The sequence below is a fragment of the Sphingorhabdus profundilacus genome (genome assembly GCF_009769755.1).
Classification (GTDB): domain Bacteria; phylum Pseudomonadota; class Alphaproteobacteria; order Sphingomonadales; family Sphingomonadaceae; genus Sphingorhabdus_B; species Sphingorhabdus_B profundilacus.
The window spans coordinates 1306118-1324448 of record NZ_SDWJ01000001.1 but is presented as its reverse complement, the minus strand read 5'-3'; the positions used below and the strand labels follow the sequence as shown (position 1 = coordinate 1324448).

The 18331-nt window shown below is 57.2% G+C and carries 15 protein-coding genes; 9 read left to right on the top strand and 6 right to left on the bottom strand.

Going from position 1 to position 18331, the window contains the following annotated elements:
• Positions 1-338: 338 nt before the first annotated feature.
• Complete coding sequence (gene purN / locus EUU23_RS06120; protein ID WP_160353162.1) at positions 339-1289, bottom strand: phosphoribosylglycinamide formyltransferase; 951 nt, start codon at positions 1287-1289, stop codon at positions 339-341.
• A 114-nt stretch (positions 1290-1403) separates the two neighbouring features.
• Positions 1404-2510: a phosphoribosylformylglycinamidine cyclo-ligase gene (gene purM / locus EUU23_RS06115; RefSeq protein WP_160353161.1), complete on the bottom strand. Its 1107-nt coding sequence runs from the start codon at positions 2508-2510 to the stop codon at positions 1404-1406.
• Between the two features lie 70 nt (positions 2511-2580).
• Between purM and EUU23_RS06110 the strand changes: the two genes are divergently transcribed.
• Both EUU23_RS06110 and EUU23_RS06105 read left to right on the top strand, forming a co-directional pair.
• Positions 2581-3630 (top strand): heavy-metal-associated domain-containing protein, encoded by a 1050-nt coding sequence (locus tag EUU23_RS06110; protein ID WP_160353160.1) that lies wholly within the window; start codon positions 2581-2583, stop codon positions 3628-3630.
• A 12-nt stretch (positions 3631-3642) separates the two neighbouring features.
• On the top strand, positions 3643-4227 hold the full coding sequence (locus EUU23_RS06105) for a P-loop NTPase family protein (protein WP_160353159.1): 585 nt from the start codon (positions 3643-3645) through the stop codon (positions 4225-4227).
• 201 nt (positions 4228-4428) lie between these two features.
• On the opposite strand, the gene EUU23_RS06100 is transcribed toward EUU23_RS06105, so the two are convergent.
• Entirely contained in the window at positions 4429-4740 is a 312-nt protein-coding gene (locus tag EUU23_RS06100; RefSeq protein WP_160353158.1) for an I78 family peptidase inhibitor, read from the bottom strand.
• Complete coding sequence (gene rnd / locus EUU23_RS06095; RefSeq protein WP_160353157.1) at positions 4737-5921, bottom strand: ribonuclease D; 1185 nt, start codon at positions 5919-5921, stop codon at positions 4737-4739. Before rnd ends, EUU23_RS06100 begins: the two co-directional genes overlap by 4 nt.
• A gap of 95 nt (positions 5922-6016) precedes the next feature.
• Between rnd and aspS the strand changes: the two genes are divergently transcribed.
• A complete protein-coding gene (gene aspS, locus EUU23_RS06090; protein ID WP_160353156.1) occupies positions 6017-7801 on the top strand; it encodes an aspartate--tRNA ligase in 1785 nt (594 codons plus the stop codon).
• Between the two features lie 68 nt (positions 7802-7869).
• On the top strand, positions 7870-8652 hold the full coding sequence (locus EUU23_RS06085; protein WP_160353155.1) for a polyphosphate kinase 2 family protein: 783 nt from the start codon (positions 7870-7872) through the stop codon (positions 8650-8652).
• Positions 8653-9216: 564 nt separating this feature from the next.
• On the opposite strand, the gene EUU23_RS06080 is transcribed toward EUU23_RS06085, so the two are convergent.
• Positions 9217-9723 (bottom strand): GreA/GreB family elongation factor, encoded by a 507-nt coding sequence (locus EUU23_RS06080; RefSeq protein ID WP_343032685.1) that lies wholly within the window; start codon positions 9721-9723, stop codon positions 9217-9219.
• The gene (locus EUU23_RS06075; protein ID WP_160353154.1) at positions 9720-11753 is read right to left on the bottom strand and encodes a transglycosylase SLT domain-containing protein; all 2034 of its coding nucleotides are present in this window, start codon (positions 11751-11753) and stop codon (positions 9720-9722) included. Before EUU23_RS06075 ends, EUU23_RS06080 begins: the two co-directional genes overlap by 4 nt.
• 88 nt (positions 11754-11841) lie before the next feature.
• Between EUU23_RS06075 and dapA the strand changes: the two genes are divergently transcribed.
• The 5 genes from dapA (at position 11842) to EUU23_RS06050 (ending at position 18309) form a co-directional block, all read left to right on the top strand.
• On the top strand, positions 11842-12741 hold the full coding sequence (dapA, locus tag EUU23_RS06070) for a 4-hydroxy-tetrahydrodipicolinate synthase (RefSeq protein ID WP_160353153.1): 900 nt from the start codon (positions 11842-11844) through the stop codon (positions 12739-12741).
• Positions 12741-13223, top strand: coding sequence for an SsrA-binding protein SmpB (gene smpB / locus EUU23_RS06065; protein ID WP_160353152.1), 483 nt, complete (start codon positions 12741-12743; stop codon positions 13221-13223). Before dapA ends, smpB begins: the two co-directional genes overlap by 1 nt.
• Entirely contained in the window at positions 13220-13786 is a 567-nt protein-coding gene (locus EUU23_RS06060; protein WP_160353151.1) for a DUF2062 domain-containing protein, read from the top strand. The genes smpB and EUU23_RS06060 overlap by 4 nt, the downstream gene beginning before the upstream one ends.
• Before the next feature lie 62 nt (positions 13787-13848).
• Positions 13849-15894, top strand: a complete 2046-nt coding sequence (locus EUU23_RS06055) for a M13 family metallopeptidase (protein WP_246156140.1) — start codon at positions 13849-13851, stop codon at positions 15892-15894.
• A 9-nt stretch (positions 15895-15903) separates the two neighbouring features.
• Positions 15904-18309 carry a hybrid sensor histidine kinase/response regulator gene (locus tag EUU23_RS06050; protein WP_246156133.1) on the top strand — a complete coding sequence of 802 codons (2406 nt, stop codon included), beginning with the start codon at positions 15904-15906 and terminating at the stop codon, positions 18307-18309.
• Positions 18310-18331 lie beyond the last annotated feature (22 nt).

Here is an 18331-nt window from a genome sequence, read left to right as displayed (position 1 = left end):
CATCAGGGTAACGGGTGCGAGAATATGGCTCGAACATACCCTGTCTAGGTGGGCCCAAGACATTTCCAGCCTCTGCGAACTTTGCGCTCTCTGCGTGAACTAAGAACGGACGCGTACATGATTCACGCAGAGTTCGCCGAGGACGCGGAGAAGGTTGCAATCATCTCCGACCCGTCACCCTGAACTTGTTTCAGGGTCCATTTCGAAGTTACCCCCGAACCTTGATGGATGCGCCACCGCGACGCACTATGGCGCTGCCCCCTGAAATGCAGGGCTTCGCTGACCGATGGACCCTGAAACAAGTTCAGGGTGACGGTGTCGGAGAGTGGCAGGTCAGATCAAAACTCCCCAGCCACATCCATCAGCTTGGTCAGCTTCTTGGGTGCCACCGCGCGCCAGCTTTTGGCGAGCCAGTCGGCGATATGGTCCCAGTCTGTGTCGCCCAGATCCAGCCGGATGCCGATCCAGCCGTCGCCGAAATAGGCGGGGCGGTAATAGCGGTCTTCGTCGCTGTCGATCAGCATCGCCTGTTCTTCCGCGCCACTGATTTTCACCAAAAGCGCGGTTTTGCCGTCGCCATGATGGTCGACCGACACATAAGCGAATTTCTTGCCGCCGATGATGCCGAAACAGGGCATGCCGTGGGACGACACCTCGTCGGCTTCGGGTTGCGCCATCGCGCGTTCGCGCACTTGCGCCACCAGCCATTCGGGGTCGGTGTCGCGCGATACAAAAGCGGCGAGTGTGCGGCTATAAAGCTGATGCTCCGCAAACAGGACGCGGGCCGCAAGTGTTTCGGCGGTGTCGTCCGGCAATATGGCCACTTCGGTCTGGCCCAAAATAGGACCGGCGTCCAGCTCCGCCGTCACAAGGTGCACGCTGCATCCGGCCACTTTGTCGCCCGCATCCAGCGCCCTTTGATGCGTGTGCAGCCCCTGATATTTGGGGAGGAGCGACGGGTGGATGTTGAGCATCCGGCCTTCCCATTGCTCCACAAAAGTCTCGCTTACTATCCGCATATATCCGGCCAACGCGACATGGGTCGCGCCCGATTCCAAAATCTTGGCATGCATGATCGCGTCGTGCGCTGTCCTGTCCATTCCCTTATGTGCATGGGCAAAGGTCGCAATGCCTTCGCCTTGCGCCAAGGTCAGCCCCTCGGCATCGGGATTGTTGCTGGCCACCAGAACGATTTCATAGGGGCAATCGGGGTGCTTGGCGGCGTAGAGCAAAGCGGCCATGTTGGTGCCACTGCCCGAGATCAGGACGGCGACTTTGGCTCTGGTCATTGTGCCGCCTTTAGATCGTCATGCTGAACTTGTTTCAGCATCTTAGTTTTCAACATCGGAAGACCAAGACCCTGAAACAAGTTCAGGGTGACGGGAGTTTTGGGCACAGGATTGTTATCCCGCATGCGTTGCGGTCCAATCGCTTTTTGCGCTCCACGTCTCGGTACTGCCTGTCACCGTGCAGCCTTTTTCACCGGCCGCGATATGGCCGATGCGATGTGCGGTTTCCCCGGCGGCTTCCATCGCCGCCAGCACATCGGCCATATCGGCAGCCGCGACGACAACTGCCATGCCGATGCCGCAGTTGAATGTGCGCGCCATTTCCTCAGGTTCGATATGTCCCTGCGCCTGCAGGAATGCCATCAGGCGGGGCTGTTCCCATGCGTCCGCATCGATATGTGCGTGCAGACCGGCGGGCAGGACGCGGGGGATATTTTCCAGCAGACCGCCGCCGGTGATGTGCGCCATCGCATGCACCTTGCCCGTGCGGACGAGCGGCAACAGCGATTTCACATAGATACGTGTCGGCGCCATCAGCGCATCGATCAGCAGGACATTCTGGTCAAAAAGGGCAGGGCGGTCGAGTTTCCAGCCCTTGTCGGCGGCAAGGCGGCGGACAAGCGAGAAGCCGTTGCTGTGCACACCCGATGATGCGAGGCCAAGGATGACATCGCCGTCGGCGACCTTGTCGGAGGTCAGCACCCGATCACGCTCGACCGCGCCGACGCAGAATCCGGCGAGGTCATAATCGCCTTCGCTATACATGCCCGGCATTTCGGCCGTTTCCCCGCCGATCAGCGCGCAGCCCGCCTGTTTGCAGCCTTCGGCGATGCTGGCGACGACGGCGGTCGCCACGTCATTGTCGAGTTTGCCGGTGGCGTAATAATCGAGGAAGAAGAGTGGCTCTGCGCCCTGTACGATCAGATCGTTGACGCACATGGCGACGAGGTCGATGCCGACGCCTTCATGACGGCCCGATTCGATGGCGAGCTTCAACTTTGTACCGACACCATCATTGGCGGCCACCAAAAGGGGATCGTTAAATCCTGCTGCTTTCAGGTCGAAAAAGCCGCCAAATCCGCCAAGATCGGCGTCTGCCCCCGCGCGGCGTGTCGCCTTGGCCAGTGGTGCGATAGCGCGCACCAGTGCGTTGCCGGTTTCGATGGATACACCCGCCTTGGCATAGGTATAGGATTCGGATTGCTGATCTTTTGCGTCCATTTGTCGCCGTTAGCGAGATCAGGGTTGGAATTCCACGTCTATGTCGCCTAAAGGCAGGATGATGTTAAAAATGGGCAGGAAATGGTTTGGCATTGCGGCGATCGGCCTGCCTCTGGCGCTGATCGGCGGCGGGATTGTTGTGGCTCAGATCGAAGGCCCCAAGCGCGGCATAGCGCCGATTGCCAGCACCGGTGATTTTGAAGTGACGGGTGTTTCGGTCAATGTCACAGGTAAAAACGCCTTTGAAGCCCGGCAAAAAGGCTGGGAAGAGGCGCAGCGGCTGGCATGGTCAGCGCTTTGGCGCAAGACACATGGGGCCGCCGGTTCAACACTATCGGATTCGACCCTCGACGGCATTGTTGCGGCGATTGTCGTGGAAAATGAACAAACAGGTCCCCGCCGCTATATCGCAAAACTCAGCGTGCTGTTTGATCGCGCACGCGCGGGACAGCTGCTGGGATTCAGCGGCGTCACCCAGCGATCCGCGCCGCTGTTGCTGTTGCCCGTGACCTATTCGGCAGGTGCGCCGACAGTGTTTGAACAACGCACATCATGGCAAAGAAGCTGGGCAAAGTTTCGTACCGCCGACAGCCGGGTGGATTATGTCCGCCCAAGCGGGGCAGGGGGCGAATCATTGCTGCTCAACGCCGGACAGATGGATCGGCGCAGCCGTATCTGGTGGCGGACGATTTTGGATCAATTTGGTGCAGCCGATGTCATCATACCGATCGCGAGGATCGAACGACAATGGCCCGGCGGACCCGTGGTCGGAAAATTTTCGGCACGCTATGGGCCTGATAACAAATTTCTGGGGTCATTTATACTTCGCACCGGCAGCAGCGCAGGCATTCCGGCCATGATGGACCAGGCCGTGGTGCGGATGGACCAGCTTTTCCAATCGGCGCTCGCCGATGGCCGTCTGCGCGCTGATGCTTCGCTTGTTCTTGAAAAAGAGGTTGTCGAAGACGAGGAGCTGGATGCCGAAGAAGAGGCGATGCCGTCCGGTGAAATTGACCCGAATATCGAGGCGCCTATTGTCCAGTCGCTCGACGATGTTGTGCGCTCCATTGTTCCTGAAACACCGCCTACACCCGCTGCTCCTGCTCAGCCCCGGCCTTAAGCTTATCGCACCATGCGCCAGATAGCTTTGCCTTTGGACGAATTGCGCGGTGGCGCGTCATCCAGTCTGATCATCACGCCATCCAACGCAAACGCTTTTGCAGGCATAAGCAGTAGTGCGAACTGGCCCAAGGGCTGCGCCATTTTGACCGGCCCGGCGCGCTCGGGCAAAAGCCTCATGGCGCGCTATTTTTCAGGGCAGGGTGGCACGGTGATTGACGATGCAGAAGCGAGCGCGGCTGAAGCTTTGTTTAATGCATGGAACCGGTCGCAGGAAAGTGCCGTCCCGTTGCTTCTGTTATCGCGATGGCACCCGGTGGATTGGAACATTGTGTTGCCCGACCTGCAATCGCGGATCGGGGCTGCGCTGTTGCTTGAGATCGGCGCCCCGGATGATGAAATGATCGAACAATTGCTGCAAAAACAACTGGCGGATCGCGGTGCCGTTATCAGCATCGACGCGCTCCGCTATGTCACGCGCCGCATCGAACGCAGCTATGCGGCAATCGAAAGCTTTGCGCGCAACGCCAACGCAAAGGCGCTGGCAGACAATGCGCCGGTCAACCTGGCTTTGGTGAAGAAGATACTGGAAGTTTAACGGCAAACAAATTTCCGATATCTTCACCGTCACCCTGAACTTGTTTCAGGGTCTTAGTTTTAGACGCTGAAGAAATAAGACCCTGAAACAAGTTCAGGGTGACGGTGTTGGATTTATTCAGGGTGACGGTGTTGGATTTGTTCCGGGTGACGGTGTTGGATTTATTCAGGGTGACGGCAAATTAAGAAGTCTACCAAAAACCTAGCCGCAATTGACGCGGGTGATGATCATGTCGTCATTATAATGCACATTCAGCCGGTCGGCACGATAATCCATGGTTGCCATCGAATGCGGTGGCAACCAGCGCAGCGACGCCGATCCGCTTTGGGCGACCAATTTGCTGCCCAATTCGGCGCTGGTTTTCTGACCTATGGCATATTGCACCGATTCGGCAGCACAGGCAAAGCCACCGGCCTTTTCGATCGGAACCACCTCGGTTGTATAGGGCGCTTCGCGGACGGGGTTGGTGCAAGCGGATAATGCCAGAATCGCAATGGGGGCAAACCTGTTCATGAAAGCAATTCCTCATCAAGGGTGCGCGTCATCTTCAACTTACCATTGACCACCGCAAAGGCCAACCGTCCCTCGACCAAATCCAGCGCATCGCGCCCAAATTGTTCGAAACGCCAACCCGTCAGCATTTCCAGATCGTCCCGCTCACCCGCCGCGAGCCGTTCCAGTTCTTCGGTGCGGACAATCAGGCGCGGCGCGACGTTGATTTCGCGGGACCGGATTTTCAGCAAAAGCTTGAGCAAGTCGGCAACCAGCGATCCGTCCTTGCCACCACCGGGCGCGCTTCGAATTCGATCGGGCAAGGCGTCGCGTGCCATGGGCTGGCTCGATTCGATCACGGCAATCAGGCGCGCGCCGATCTCATTATCGCGCCAGGCGGGCGACAGGCCGCGTACCTTGGGCAGATCGGCCTGCGACTTGGGCGGATGTGCGGCGATGTCGGCGAGGGTTTCGTCCTTCATGATCCGCCCGCGCGGGATATTCTTGCGCTGCGCCTCTTTCTCGCGCCATGCGGCCATCGCCTGCAAGCGGCCGAGCACATCGGGCTTGCGCGATTGCACCTTGATCCGGCTCCACGCATTTTCGGGATCATTGCGATAATTGGCAGCGTCCGAAATGCGCTCCATCTCGTCATTCAGCCACATGCCGCGCCCGGTTGACTTCAGCTTTTCCAGCATCATCGGAAAAATCACCGACAGATGCGTCACATCGGCAATCGCGTAATCAATCTGCCTTTTGTCGAGCGGGCGGCGCGACCAGTCGGTAAAACGCGCGCCCTTGTCGAGCTGGATACCCATCCACAGATCAACCAGATTGGAATAGCCAATCTGTTCGCCTTGGCCCAGCGCCATTGCCGCGATCTGCGTGTCGAACATAGGGTGCGGTGTCTTGCCGGTCAGATTGAAGAAGATTTCGATATCCTGCCCACCAGCATGGAAAACCTTCAGCACATCTTCGTTATTGCACAAAAGATCGAGCATCGGGGTCATATCCAGCCCGTCGGCCTTGGGATCGATCGCCGCCGCTTCATTGGCGTCGGCCAACTGGATCAGGCAAAGGTCGGGATAATAGGTATTTTCCCGCATAAATTCGGTATCAACCGCAACAAAAGGCGAGTGTGCAAGGCGCGCGCATAATTCGGCGAGGCGTTTGCTGTCGGTGATGAGTGGATGAATCTGCATGTGGCATGGGCCATAACAGGCATTCACGACTTGACAAAGTGTTGCTGCAAGGTTGTTAGGCGCGCTTTCCACAGCTTTTTTGAATTGAGTGAACAATGCACGCCTATCGCACGCACAAATGCGCGGAACTTCGCGCTTCCAATGTCGGAGACACGGTCCGCCTGTCGGGCTGGGTCCATCGCAAGCGCGACCATGGCGGGGTGTTGTTCGTCGATCTGCGTGACCATTATGGCATGACTCAGATTGTCGCGGACAGTGACAGTCCAGCCTTGCCGATTCTCGAAGGGTTGCGGCTCGAAAGCGTGGTCACCATTGACGGCGACGTTAAGGCGCGCAGTGCCGCGACCATAAACGCCAATTTGCCCACCGGTGATATTGAAGTATTTGCGCGCAGCGTAACCATCCTCAGCAAATCCGAAGAATTGCCGCTGCCGGTCGCAGGGGAGCAGGAATATCCCGAAGAAACGCGCCTGAAATATCGTTTTCTCGACCTGCGCCGCGAAACGCTGCACGCCAATATCGTCAAGCGTACGCAGATTATCCGCGAAACCCGCCGCCGGATGGAAGATATCGGCTTCACCGAATATTCAACTCCGATCCTGACCGCATCCAGCCCGGAAGGCGCGCGCGACTTCCTCGTGCCCAGCCGTATCCATCCGGGCAAATTCTTCGCCCTGCCGCAGGCGCCGCAGCAGTATAAGCAATTGCTGATGGTCGCCGGTTTCGACCGCTATTTCCAGATCGCGCCGTGCTTTCGCGACGAAGACCCGCGTGCCGATCGTCTGCCGGGTGAATTTTACCAGCTCGACCTCGAAATGAGCTTCGTCACGCAGGAAGAAGTGTGGGAGACGATGGAACCCGTCATGGCGGGTGTGTTCGAAAGCTTTGCCGAAGGCCGTAAGGTCACCCCCGCAGGCGAATTCCCCCGCATTCCCTATTCCAAGGCGATGCTTGATTACGGAACGGACAAACCCGACCTGCGTAACCCGATCATCATCCATGATGTGACCGAGCATTTCCGTAAAAGCGGCTTTGGCCTGTTTGAACGCATCGTCGAAGGCGGCGGCGTCGTGCGCGCTATCCCTGCGCCGAACACGGCTGAGAAAAGCCGCAAATTCTTCGACGACATGAACGACTGGGCGCGCAGCGAAGGCCATGCAGGCCTTGGCTATGTCACGCGCAAGGGCGGCGAATTTGGCGGACCGATCGCGAAGAACCATGGCGAAGAGGGTATGAAGGCGCTCTACGAGGCCATTGGCCTTGGCCCCGATGACGGCTGTTTCTTTGCCGCTGGCAAGGAAGATCAGGCGGCGAAGCTGGCCGGTGCCGCACGCACCCGCACCGGCGAGCAGCTCGACGTGATTGAAAAGGACGCGTTCCGTTTCTGCTGGATTATCGATTTCCCCTTCTACGAATGGAGCGAAGAGGAAAAGAAGGTCGATTTCGCGCACAACCCCTTCTCGATGCCGCAAGGTGGCCTCGAAGCATTGGAAACGCAGGACCCGCTGACCATCAAGGCATTCCAATATGACATGGTTTGCAACGGCTATGAACTTGCCTCTGGCTCGATCCGGAACCAGCATCCCGACCTGATGGTCAAGGCGTTCGAACTGACCGGCCTGACGCAGGCGGATGTCGAGGAACGCTTTGGCGGCATGTACCGTGCTTTCCAATATGGCGCCCCCCCGCATGGCGGCATGGCGGCAGGTGTCGACCGTATGGTGATGCTGCTGTGCGGCGTACAAAATCTGCGCGAAATCACGCTATTCCCAATGAACCAGCGCGCCGAAGACCTGTTGATGGGCGCACCGTCGCCCGCCATGGCGAAGCAATTGCGCGAATTGCATATCCGCGTGGTGGAGCAACCTTCTAAAGCCTGATTGTCCCGAAATCGGACGGGCTTTTTGACGCCCTTGTCTAGGCCGGCGTAAGGTGCTGAACCGCGCCGATGGCAATCGATCTTTCCGATTTTGAGTCCGGCAATAAATATGACCGGGACTATGATGAAGGCCTGAAATCACTTCAGGACCGGCTGGCCGTGCAACAATCCCTGCATATTCTGCATGGCGCGCGTACATTAATCGTCATGGAAGGCTGGGACGCCGCGGGCAAGGGCGGTGCGATCAAGCGGATGACGGCCACACTCGACCCGCGTTTTTATCAGGTCTATCCGGTTTCCGCCCCGACGACCGAGGAAAAGGACAAGCATTTCCTCTGGCGGTTCTGGAACAAATTACCGGGCAAATGCGAAATCAACATCTGGGACCGCAGCCATTATGGCCGTGTGCTTGTCGAACGGGTCGAAGGATTCTGTAGCGAAGCCGAATGGCGGCGCGGCTTTGACGAAATCAACGAATTTGAATCGCGGCAAGGTGAAATTGGTACAAAGATCATCAAGTTTTTTCTGCATGTTACACAGGAAACACAAGATAAGGTGTTAACTGAGCGTTTGAACGATCCGTCTAAACGCTGGAAGGTGACGGCAGAAGATTTTCGCAATCGCGCCAAGCGCGACGCCTATCTGGACGCGATGAAAGATATGTTCAAACGCACCGACACCCATTGGGCACCCTGGACTGTCATTGACGGCAATAACCAGAAAGCGGCGCGCATGGCGGTGCTGAGCCATGTCGTGAAGGAACTCGAAGCCAGCGTACCGCAGGAATTTCCCGAGGTGGATGCAGGGATCATGGCACTGGCGACGGCGACATTGGGGTATAAGGCGGATTGAGGGGTAGGTGCTTGCGGTCTCCTTGGTGACGCACAGCAAATTCACACCCGTCGTCACCCTGGAGCCGAAGGCGTGCAGAGCACAACTTGTTTCAGGGTCCATTTGTCAGCTTATTCCTTTGTTGTGCGTAGAAAAATCAAGCTAGGACGCACGGGTGTGCTCTCTTTCGGGCTATAAGTTGCCGCTGCATGATAGACCCTGAAACAAGTTCAGGGTGACGGGTTTGAGTTGGTGACGGACTAAATGTTTAGGGTGACGAAGAGAGAGAAAAAACGGCCCGGTTTTAACCTCCGCGAACTTTGCGCTCTCTGCGTGAACCAAATAACTTGTGCATTTAGGGTTCACGCAGAGTGCGCGGAGGACGCGGAGGAGCTAGCTTTGATCTTAAACTGCCATCCCGTGACTTTCTCCTCCTCTCCCGTCACCCTGAACTTGTTTCAGGGTCTTAGTTTTCAGCGCCGCAGTAGTAAGACCCTGAAACAAGTTCAGGGTGACGGGTTTGAGTCATAAATTCAGCGTGACGGGTTAGGCGCGAGCCGCCTTCTACCCAGCTTGCGCCGCCCCTTACCCCGCCTGTTCAGGATATATAATCCCGATCACTTCCCATTCTTTCGGACCTGTCGGCAGCATTACCGTCTTCACATCCCCCACAGACGACCCGCGCAATGCGCGGGCGAGGGGGGAGTTCCATCCGATCCGGCCTGCGCCAGCATCGGCTTCGTCATCGCCGACCAGTGTGATCGTGCGATGCACATCATCGGTATCGGCGATGGTGACGGACGCCCCGAAAAATACGCGGCTGCGGTCTTCCTGGCGGGACGGATCGAGTATTTTGGCAACCTTCATCTTCTTTGAAAGCTGCCCGAGTTCGCGGTCAATGGCGCGCAGTTTTTGGCGGCCGTAAATATAATCGCCATTTTCGCTGCGGTCGCCATTACCCGCCGCCCAATGCACGATTTCGACCACCGCCGGGCGGTCGATGGCGAAAAGCTGTTCATAGCGTTCGCGCAAGGCGGCGAACCCGGCGGGTGTTATCGGATTGGTGCGTTCCAGCGGGCGGTGATTGGTCACCCCGGTGTCGATTTGCCTAGATAGGTGCTGAGCGGCGTTGCCGAACGCACCCGCGCTTTTTCGGGATGCAAGTGATCATACATCACGGCGTTTTCGAGGACGCGGTACACATAATCGCGGGTTTCGCTGAGCGGAATTTTTTCGATCCATTCTAACATGCCGATGCTTCCGGTGCGCGGATCGCCAAAGGCTTTCAGCCATTTGTTCACATTGCCCGGGCCGCCATTATAGGCGGCTATCGCCAAGGGATAGCTGCCGTCATAATAATCGAGCATCCGCTGGATATAGGTCGATCCGAGCGATATGTTATAATCGGTATCAATGGTCAGATCTTCGGGACGATAGGCCATCGCGATCTTGCCAGAGGTTTCGCGCGCCGTGCCGGGCATCAATTGCATCAAACCGCGCGCGCCAGCATGGCTTACAGCGGCTTTGTCAAACTGGCTTTCCTGCCGCATGATGGCGTGCGCCAGCGTCCAGTTATGACTTTGTGACGCAGGGACATCGACCGTCGGATAGCCATTGCCCAGCAGATCGGCATAGCCGAAATACCGCGCGCTGCGTCCGGCCATCACCGCCAGATCGGGGCGGTTGATCTTTTTCGACAAGTTGATCGCTGCGACAAAATCCTGCGGTGTTTTAGCATTTTTGGAAATGGCCCGCAGGAAATTGCTCTGGTCTTTCCAGCTGCCATATTTTGATGCCAGTGCAGCGGCGAGGAACACGGCCGGTGTGCTGGCGTCTGTCAAAGGCGCAGGCGTGACCGCCACTTGCGGAACAGGCGGCAAAGGACGTCTGAGTTGCTCAAGCGATAATTGCCCGAAAAAACTGTCATAATATACAGCAGCTTGTTCGTAATAATTTGCAGCCCGGGCTGGGTCGCCATTTTGGGCGGCGGCCTTTCCGGCCCAATGCAAGCCCTTGGACCGCGTTTGCGGTGATTTCGCTGCTGCCGCATACAGGGCAAACATTGCGGTGGCATCACCCGGACGGCCCAGCCGTTCAAGCGCAAGGCTGCCTGCCATCCATGTCAGGCTGGTATAATTATCGCGTGTCGACAGATCCTGATCGACCATCACCAATCCCGCAGGCGGGGCATCGTCCAGACGTGATGCGATCCGGTAGGCAATATCATATTGGCCATCATTCGCTGCGGCCTGGGCATGGGTCAAAAGCAGCTTGTACCAGTCTTTCAAAACCGGCGCCGGCGCAACCAGACGTGACCGGTTGGCCAATAATTCGCGCGCAGCAAAACTGTTGCCAGACAGGCGCAAGGCATCCGCCCGGGCGGCGAGCAAGCTTGCCTCTCCATTCGCGCTGTCGCCTGCTTCCTGCACTTTCAGGGCCGCATCGGGGCTGTTCAGGCGGGTCGCAAGGGCGGCGATAAAGGCAGGCCGGCGTTGCGGCGATGTATAGTCAATCCACCTTTGCGCCGCGCGTGTCGCGCTTGACCAGAGCAGGCGGTCGACCCGCGCATCATGATCTGCCGAGGTTAGCGCGGTCCCTGCAATCTTGAACAGGCGCGTTTCGTCATCATCGCTCAAAGGGCCGCTGCGCCATGCTTCACGCGTCATCGCGGCGGCGCGGGCCTTGTCCCCGGTGGCATCAAGCGCCATCGCATATTTTGCGCGACCGGTATTGGTCAATGGCGGCAGTCGGTCAAAATAGGCGACGGCCTGATTGGGGGAATAGGTCAGCGGATTGATGGCCTGTTCCGCATTTTTCCGCATCTCTTCGGCATTGGGCCAATCAGGGTAGTTTATTAAAAAGGACGCATATTCGCTAAAACTGTAAACAGTCGACGCGCTCAACATCTTCCATTGTTGCAAGGCAGCGGGGATTTTACCCTCGCTGGGGTCATATTGGATGACGGCTGGCGCGATTGTCGGAGTGCCGGTGGCGCTGGGCTGTGCAGGTTCCCCGGTGCCGCGTTGCCACTGAATTTCAGGTTCTTGCTGCGCCGCAGCCATCGCTGTGGCCGGAAGAATCAGCATCGATGCTGAAATGAGATGCTTTACCATGCTGGACATATTATGTGCCCCATCCTTATCAGGTGCTGAACGAACGACTATATTCCCCATAGATTAACCCTATGGTCCAAATTGAAAGATATTTGCCATGTTTTCAGGCTCAATACCCGCTCTAGTGACTCCTTTTTGCGACGGAGCGTTTAGCGAGAAGCATTTTCGGGCCTTGATTGACTGGCAAATCGAGCAGGGATCAAGCGCATTGGTACCTGCCGGGACCACTGGAGAAGCATCGACGCTGTCCAATGCAGAGCATCATCGCGTGATTGAGGTGTGTATTGAACAGGCCGCCGGGCGCGTGCCGGTGATTGCGGGATGCGGGTCGAATGATACGAACAACGCGATCCTGCACCTCAATTTTTCGAAAAAGAGCGGGGCTGCGGCGGGACTCGTGGTTGCGCCTTATTACAACCGGCCCAATCAGGAGGGCATTTACGCCCATTTTGAGGCCATGACGAAGAAAAATGACCTGCCGATCGTGCTGTACAACGTCCCGGCGCGGACGGTGACGGACATCAAGCCCGAGACTGTGGCGCGGCTGGCGCAGCTGCCGACCGTTATCGGCATCAAGGACGCGAGCGGCGATATGCCGCGGGTAACCGACCATCGTCTCGCCTGTGGTCCGGACTTCTGCCTGTTGTCGGGTGTCGATGAACAATCGCTCGCCTTCAACGCTGCGGGCGGGGTGGGCTGCATTTCAGTGACCGCCAACGTCGCGCCGAAGCTGTGCGCGGAGTTTCAGGCGGCCTGTGCGTCGGGGGACTATGAGTTGGCGCGTAATCTGAATGATAAGCTCTATCCGCTTCATTTGGCGCTATTTTCTGATGCATCGCCGGGGCCGATCAAATATGCCTTGTCGCGCGTAATCGAGGGCTTCCCCACCGAATTGCGCCTTCCCATGACCCCGCCGAGCGAGGCTAGCCGTCGTCAGGTTGACGTCGCTTTGGAGAATGCAGGACTTATTTCTTTGGAGAATGCAGGACTTATTTGATGTCGCGTCCCAAAACCGAAGAGTTTAACAAAGTCAAAACCGTCGCCGAAAACCGGCGCGCACGGTATGACTACCATATCGACGATAAATATGAGGCCGGGATCGTGCTGACCGGGACCGAAGTCAAATCGCTGCGCTTTGGCGAAGGGTCGATTGCGGAGAGCTATGCCGAGGTCAAGGATGACCAAATCTGGCTGATCAATGCCAATATTCCCGAATTCAGCCACGGAAATCGCTACAATCACGAACCCAAGCGCCCCCGTAAATTGCTCCTTAATCTTCGTGAAATATACAAGCTGCATGGTGCTGTGATGCGTCAGGGCATGACGCTTGTCCCACTGTCGATCTATTTCAATGGTAAAGGACGGGCAAAGGTGGAACTGGCGCTGGCCAAGGGCAAAAAGGCGCCCGACAAACGGGCAACGGAAAAAGAACGCGATTGGAAGCGCGAACAGGGACGTATCATGCGAGACCGTGGATGAGCAGAATAGGCGCTTGGATAAACAGGCAGGCCCCGACCCGCGACAGCTTTGAACGCAGCCGTTTTCTGCGCCCATTTGCCAAGCGGGTGTTTCACCCTGCCTTGTGGCGTTTTACGCGCCGCTCGGTCCCGCGCGGGGTTGCGCTTGGATTGCTCGTCGGGATTTTCCTCTTGATACCCGGTGTCCAGATCGCCGGGGTGGCATTGCTTGCCCTTCCGGCGCGCGCCAATATTCCGATCGGCGCGGCCATGACCTTTTTGAGCATGCCTGCGACCACGCCGTTCATCCTGATTGCATCGGTTTATGTCGGCGAATCGGTTTTGCGGCTCAGTGGAGGTTCGGGTCGCTTTTATGAATTGATCGAGTCAGGTGCGCCTTTGTCACAATGGCTCGATTTCCTCTGGACTGAGGCTCCATTGGCGCTTGTTCAGGGCGTTGCGGGGCTTGCGATTATTTCAATCGTGGCCGCGGCCGTCGGATATGTGCTCGCGGCATGGTTCTGGCGTTGGTGGATCAGCTCGAAATGGCGACGCCGGTCGAAAGCTATTGCCGCTAGTAGATAAGCACTCGCGCCTTTTCGGCAGGATTATAGACCGGCTCCCACTTTAGCTATGGGGAGTTGAACATGAAATTCTTGAAACAAATGGCTTTGGCCGCGTCTGTATCCACATTGGCTTTGGCCTCGCCGGCCTTGGCGCAGACAGCGCCGGCCGCAGATGCACCGGCCAAGGACGGCCCACAATTGGGCAGCTTTGGTTTTGACGATAGCGGCATGGACGCATCGGTTGCGCCGGGCGATGATTTCTACCTTTTTGCCAATGGCAAATGGGCGGCAAAGACCGAAATTCCGGCCGACAAGTCCAACTATGGCATGTTTACCGCGCTCGACGACTTGTCGAAAGATCGGGTAAAGCTGGTGCTGGATGCGGAAAAGGATGTGAAGGGCAGCAAGGCAGGTGACGTCTATGCGAGCTATCTGGATATCGCGACAGTCGAGAAAAAAGGTCTGAAGCCCATCCAGCCATGGCTGAAACAGGTGCGTGGCATCAAGAGCAAGGCGGCGTTTGAAAAGCTGCTGCCGACCGCAGCGCGCAACGGCGTGGGCGCATTGTTCGGCGGTTTTGTGGGGCAGGACGATAAAAATCCCGAAGCTTATATTTTCCAGATTTTCCAGGGCGGAACCGGTTTGCCCGACCGCGACATGTATCTGGTCGAAAATGACAAATTCGAGTCCATTCGCAAGGCCTATAAGGAATATCTGGGCAAGATGCTGACTTTGGCGGGGGAGAAGAACCCTGCGGCGCGCGCCGATGCCATTTTTGCAATGGAAAAGAAAATTGCAGAAGTTCAATGGACTAGGGAAGATAGTTCGGACGCGACCAAAACCTACAACAAGATGACTTTGGCGCAGTTGGACGGTATCACGCCCGGCCTGAAGCTGTCATCGGTGCTGACAGGTGTCAGCAAGAACATTACCGAAGTCGTCGTGGGACAACCAAGCGCCATCACCGGCATTTCAAAGATTTTTGCCGAGACCGATTTGGCCGTTCTGAAGGACCAGATGATCGTCAACAGTCTGGCGGCCTATTCCAATGTGTTGCCTGATTCGGTTTCGGACACCACATTTGCATTTTATGGCACCACTTTGCAGGGCACACCCCAGCGCGAACCGCGCTGGAAACGCGGCGTGGCGTTGACCGAGGGTACATTGGGTGACGAAGTGGGCAAAGCCTATGCCGCCAAATATTTCCCGCCCGAAACCAAGGCATCGATGAATGTTCTGGTGCAAAATGTCCTTGCTGCATTGGGTCGCCGAATTGACAATCTTTCGTGGATGCAGCCCGAAACCAAGGTCAAGGCCCGGGCAAAGCTGGCCAATTTCACGACCAAGATCGGCTATCCCGACCGATGGAAAGATTATTCCAAGCTCAAAATCGTGCGGGGCGACCTGTTTGGCAATGATATGCGGTCCAACCAATGGGGCTTTGATGATAATATCTCCAAGCTTGGCGGTCCCATCCGCCGCTGGGAATGGGGCATGTTGCCGCAAACGGTGAACGCCTATGCGAATTTCGGTATGAACGAAATCGTCTTTCCCGCTGCGATTTTGCAGCCGCCTTTCTTTGACCCCAAGGCGGACCCAGCCGTCAACTATGGCGGCATCGGCGCGGTTATCGGGCATGAGGTCAGCCACCATTTCGATGATCAGGGCGCGAAATATGACCAGAATGGCAAGCTGGCCGACTGGTGGACCGAAAGCGACGTCAAGGCGTTTGAGGCCGCTGGAAAGCAACTGATCGCGCAATATGATGCCTATCAGATTTTCCCCGACGCATCGGTGAAGGGCGAATTTACGCTGGGCGAGAATATTGGAGATTTGGCCGGATTGACCATTGCTTATGATGCCTATCGCACGTCTTTGAACGGCAAAGAGGCGCCGGTTATCGATGGCATGACCGGCGATCAGCGCTTTTTCCTGGGCTGGGCGCAGGTTTGGCGGCGCAATTATCGCGAGGCCAATTTGCGTCAGCGGTTGATAACCGACCCGCACAGCCCTTCGGCCCAGCGGGTATGGGTGGTACGCAATCTTGACAAATGGTACGATGCGTTCCAGCCGAAAGCGGACGGCAAATTATACCTCAAACCCGAGGAACGCGTCCGCATCTGGTAAGGAACCAATTTGACTAGCCGAGTCCCCCCACCGCAATTGACACTTTTCGGGCAGGAGGGGGAGGACGCTTCGCAGGTCGAGTTTCAACCCATATTGTGGCTGGCGGGTGCGACACTCGTCTCGCTCGGCATTTTATGGGTTGTAACTGAAAATCCGGTGCTGCTGGGAAGCTGCGCCGCTGCGATGATCGCGGCGTGGGGACTGGTCAATTTTGTCCGGCGCACCCGCCCGGTCGAGGTGACAGCGCAGATGTTGCCACCTGACTGGTCGATTACCCACGCCGCCGCACAGTTGAGCGCCGCCGCCATTGCAATAAGTGACCGCGCCGGTCGTCTGGTGTGCGCCAATGACCATTTTATCAAAGCCTTTCCCGGGTTGAAAGCGCCGCCAGATCTGGGTGTTGACGATGCCAACCGCGAATTTCTGGTTACCGCAGGTCGCGCCGCATGGCGCGACGGCAGCGCACGGATTGACGTGCTGTCGATGGGCGATCGGCAATATAGTGTAAAGGTCGCGCGGGCCGGAACGGCGGATGAATATCTGCTGTGGCGGCTGGCCGTGATCGAGCGGCTGGATATCGAAAGCCGGGCGATGGAACTGGTCAGCGGGCGCATCGGCCGGGCCATGGCGCAAAATGGAATCATGGCTGTGTCCATAGGAGCCGATGGCCATATTCGCGCCGCCAATATCGCCTTCACATTACGCGCCACCGGCAGCGACACTGACGTCATTACTGGAAAGCCGTTTGCCAGCTATATGCGGATGGACGAAGGCGGCAGCGTGTTTTTCGAACGAGAAGGTCGGCGCGGCTTGCCGATCCGCCTGTTGAATATCGCATTGGCCGAAGAAAAGGCGGATGGATCATCCTTGCTGCTCGCCGTCGATGAGGAAGGGGCAAAGGTTGAACGCGGCCTTGCCCTGGCGCATGTCGAACAGCTTTTATCGACGCTGCCTTTGGGGCTGGCGCTGGTCGACCGCAACGGCCGGTTTCTATTTGCCAATGATGCCTTTGCCCGGGTGCTTGACCTGTCGCCAGAGGCGATTCCTCCCTATCCCGGCGATCTTGTCATAGCCGAAGATACCGCCGCCGTGCTCGACAGCATCCGCCGCTATGGCAGTGGTGCGATGACATCGGGCGATATCGCGGTCCGCCTTAAAGAACGTCCGGACGAGGTTATCGCGCTTTCCATTGCCGGTGTGCGTGGCTTGGGTGAGGCGGCGGTGCTGCTCGGCCTGAAAGATAATAGCGAGGAAACGAAGCTAAAACGGCAGGTCGCACAACAAACGAAGATGGAATCCATCGGGCAGCTGGCCGGCGGTGTGGCGCATGATTTCAACAATATCCTGACCGCGATCATTGGCTATTGCGACCTGATGCTGTTGCGGCACCAGCCGGGTGATGGCGATTATGACGATATCCAGCAGATCAAGAATAATTCCAATCGCGCGGCCAGCCTGACGCGGCAATTGCTCGCCTTTTCGCGGCAGCAAACCTTGCGACCGCAGATATTGCAATTGCCCGATGTGGTCGCCGATGTGTCCAGCTTGCTCAAACGCCTGCTTGGTGAAACTGTCCGGTTGGAAGTGCATCATGGCCGTTCACTGGGGCCGGTGCGCGCTGACCCGGGCCAGCTTGAACAGGTCATTGTTAATCTGGGCCTGAATGCCCGTGACGCGATGGACAAGGGCGGCGTGGTGCATATCAGCACCAAATCGGTGTCGCAGGATGATGTCCGCGCGATGGGCAGCGATATTTTGCCCATTGGCGACTATGCCTTGCTGTCGGTGGAAGATAGTGGAACGGGCATATCCAAGGAAAATCTGGGCAAGATCTTCGAACCGTTTTTTACGACCAAGGAAGTGGGCAAGGGCACGGGTCTTGGCCTGTCGACGGTCTATGGTATTGTAAAACAATCTGGCGGGTTCATCTTTGCCGAATCCGAATTGGGCCAGGGAACACGGTTTGATATCTATCTTCCGGTGCATGTGGGCGAAGCCCCGGCGGCCGATACCGGCAAAAAGGAATTTTACCGGCCCAAGGATTTGTGGGGCAGCGGCCGGATATTGATTGTCGAGGATGAAGATATGGTCCGCGCGGTGGCGGAACGCGCGCTGGTCCGGCAGGGCTATGTCGTTGAAACTGCCTGCGACGGCGAAGAGGCGCTGGCGCTGTTCGCAGATGGCAAACGCTATGATCTTGTCGTGTCCGATGTGGTGATGCCCAATATGGACGGCCCGACAATGGCCCGCAATTTGCGTGGACAATTTGGCGACATAAGGTTGCTCTTCATGTCCGGCTATGCCGAGGAACAATTGCGCGAAACCATCAGTCTGGACAATGTATCGTTCCTGCCCAAACCCTTTTCGGTGCAGCAAATTGCAGAAGCTGTGCATGATGCCATGGCGATGGAGTAAGGCGTAAGGGTTGGGGACTGTC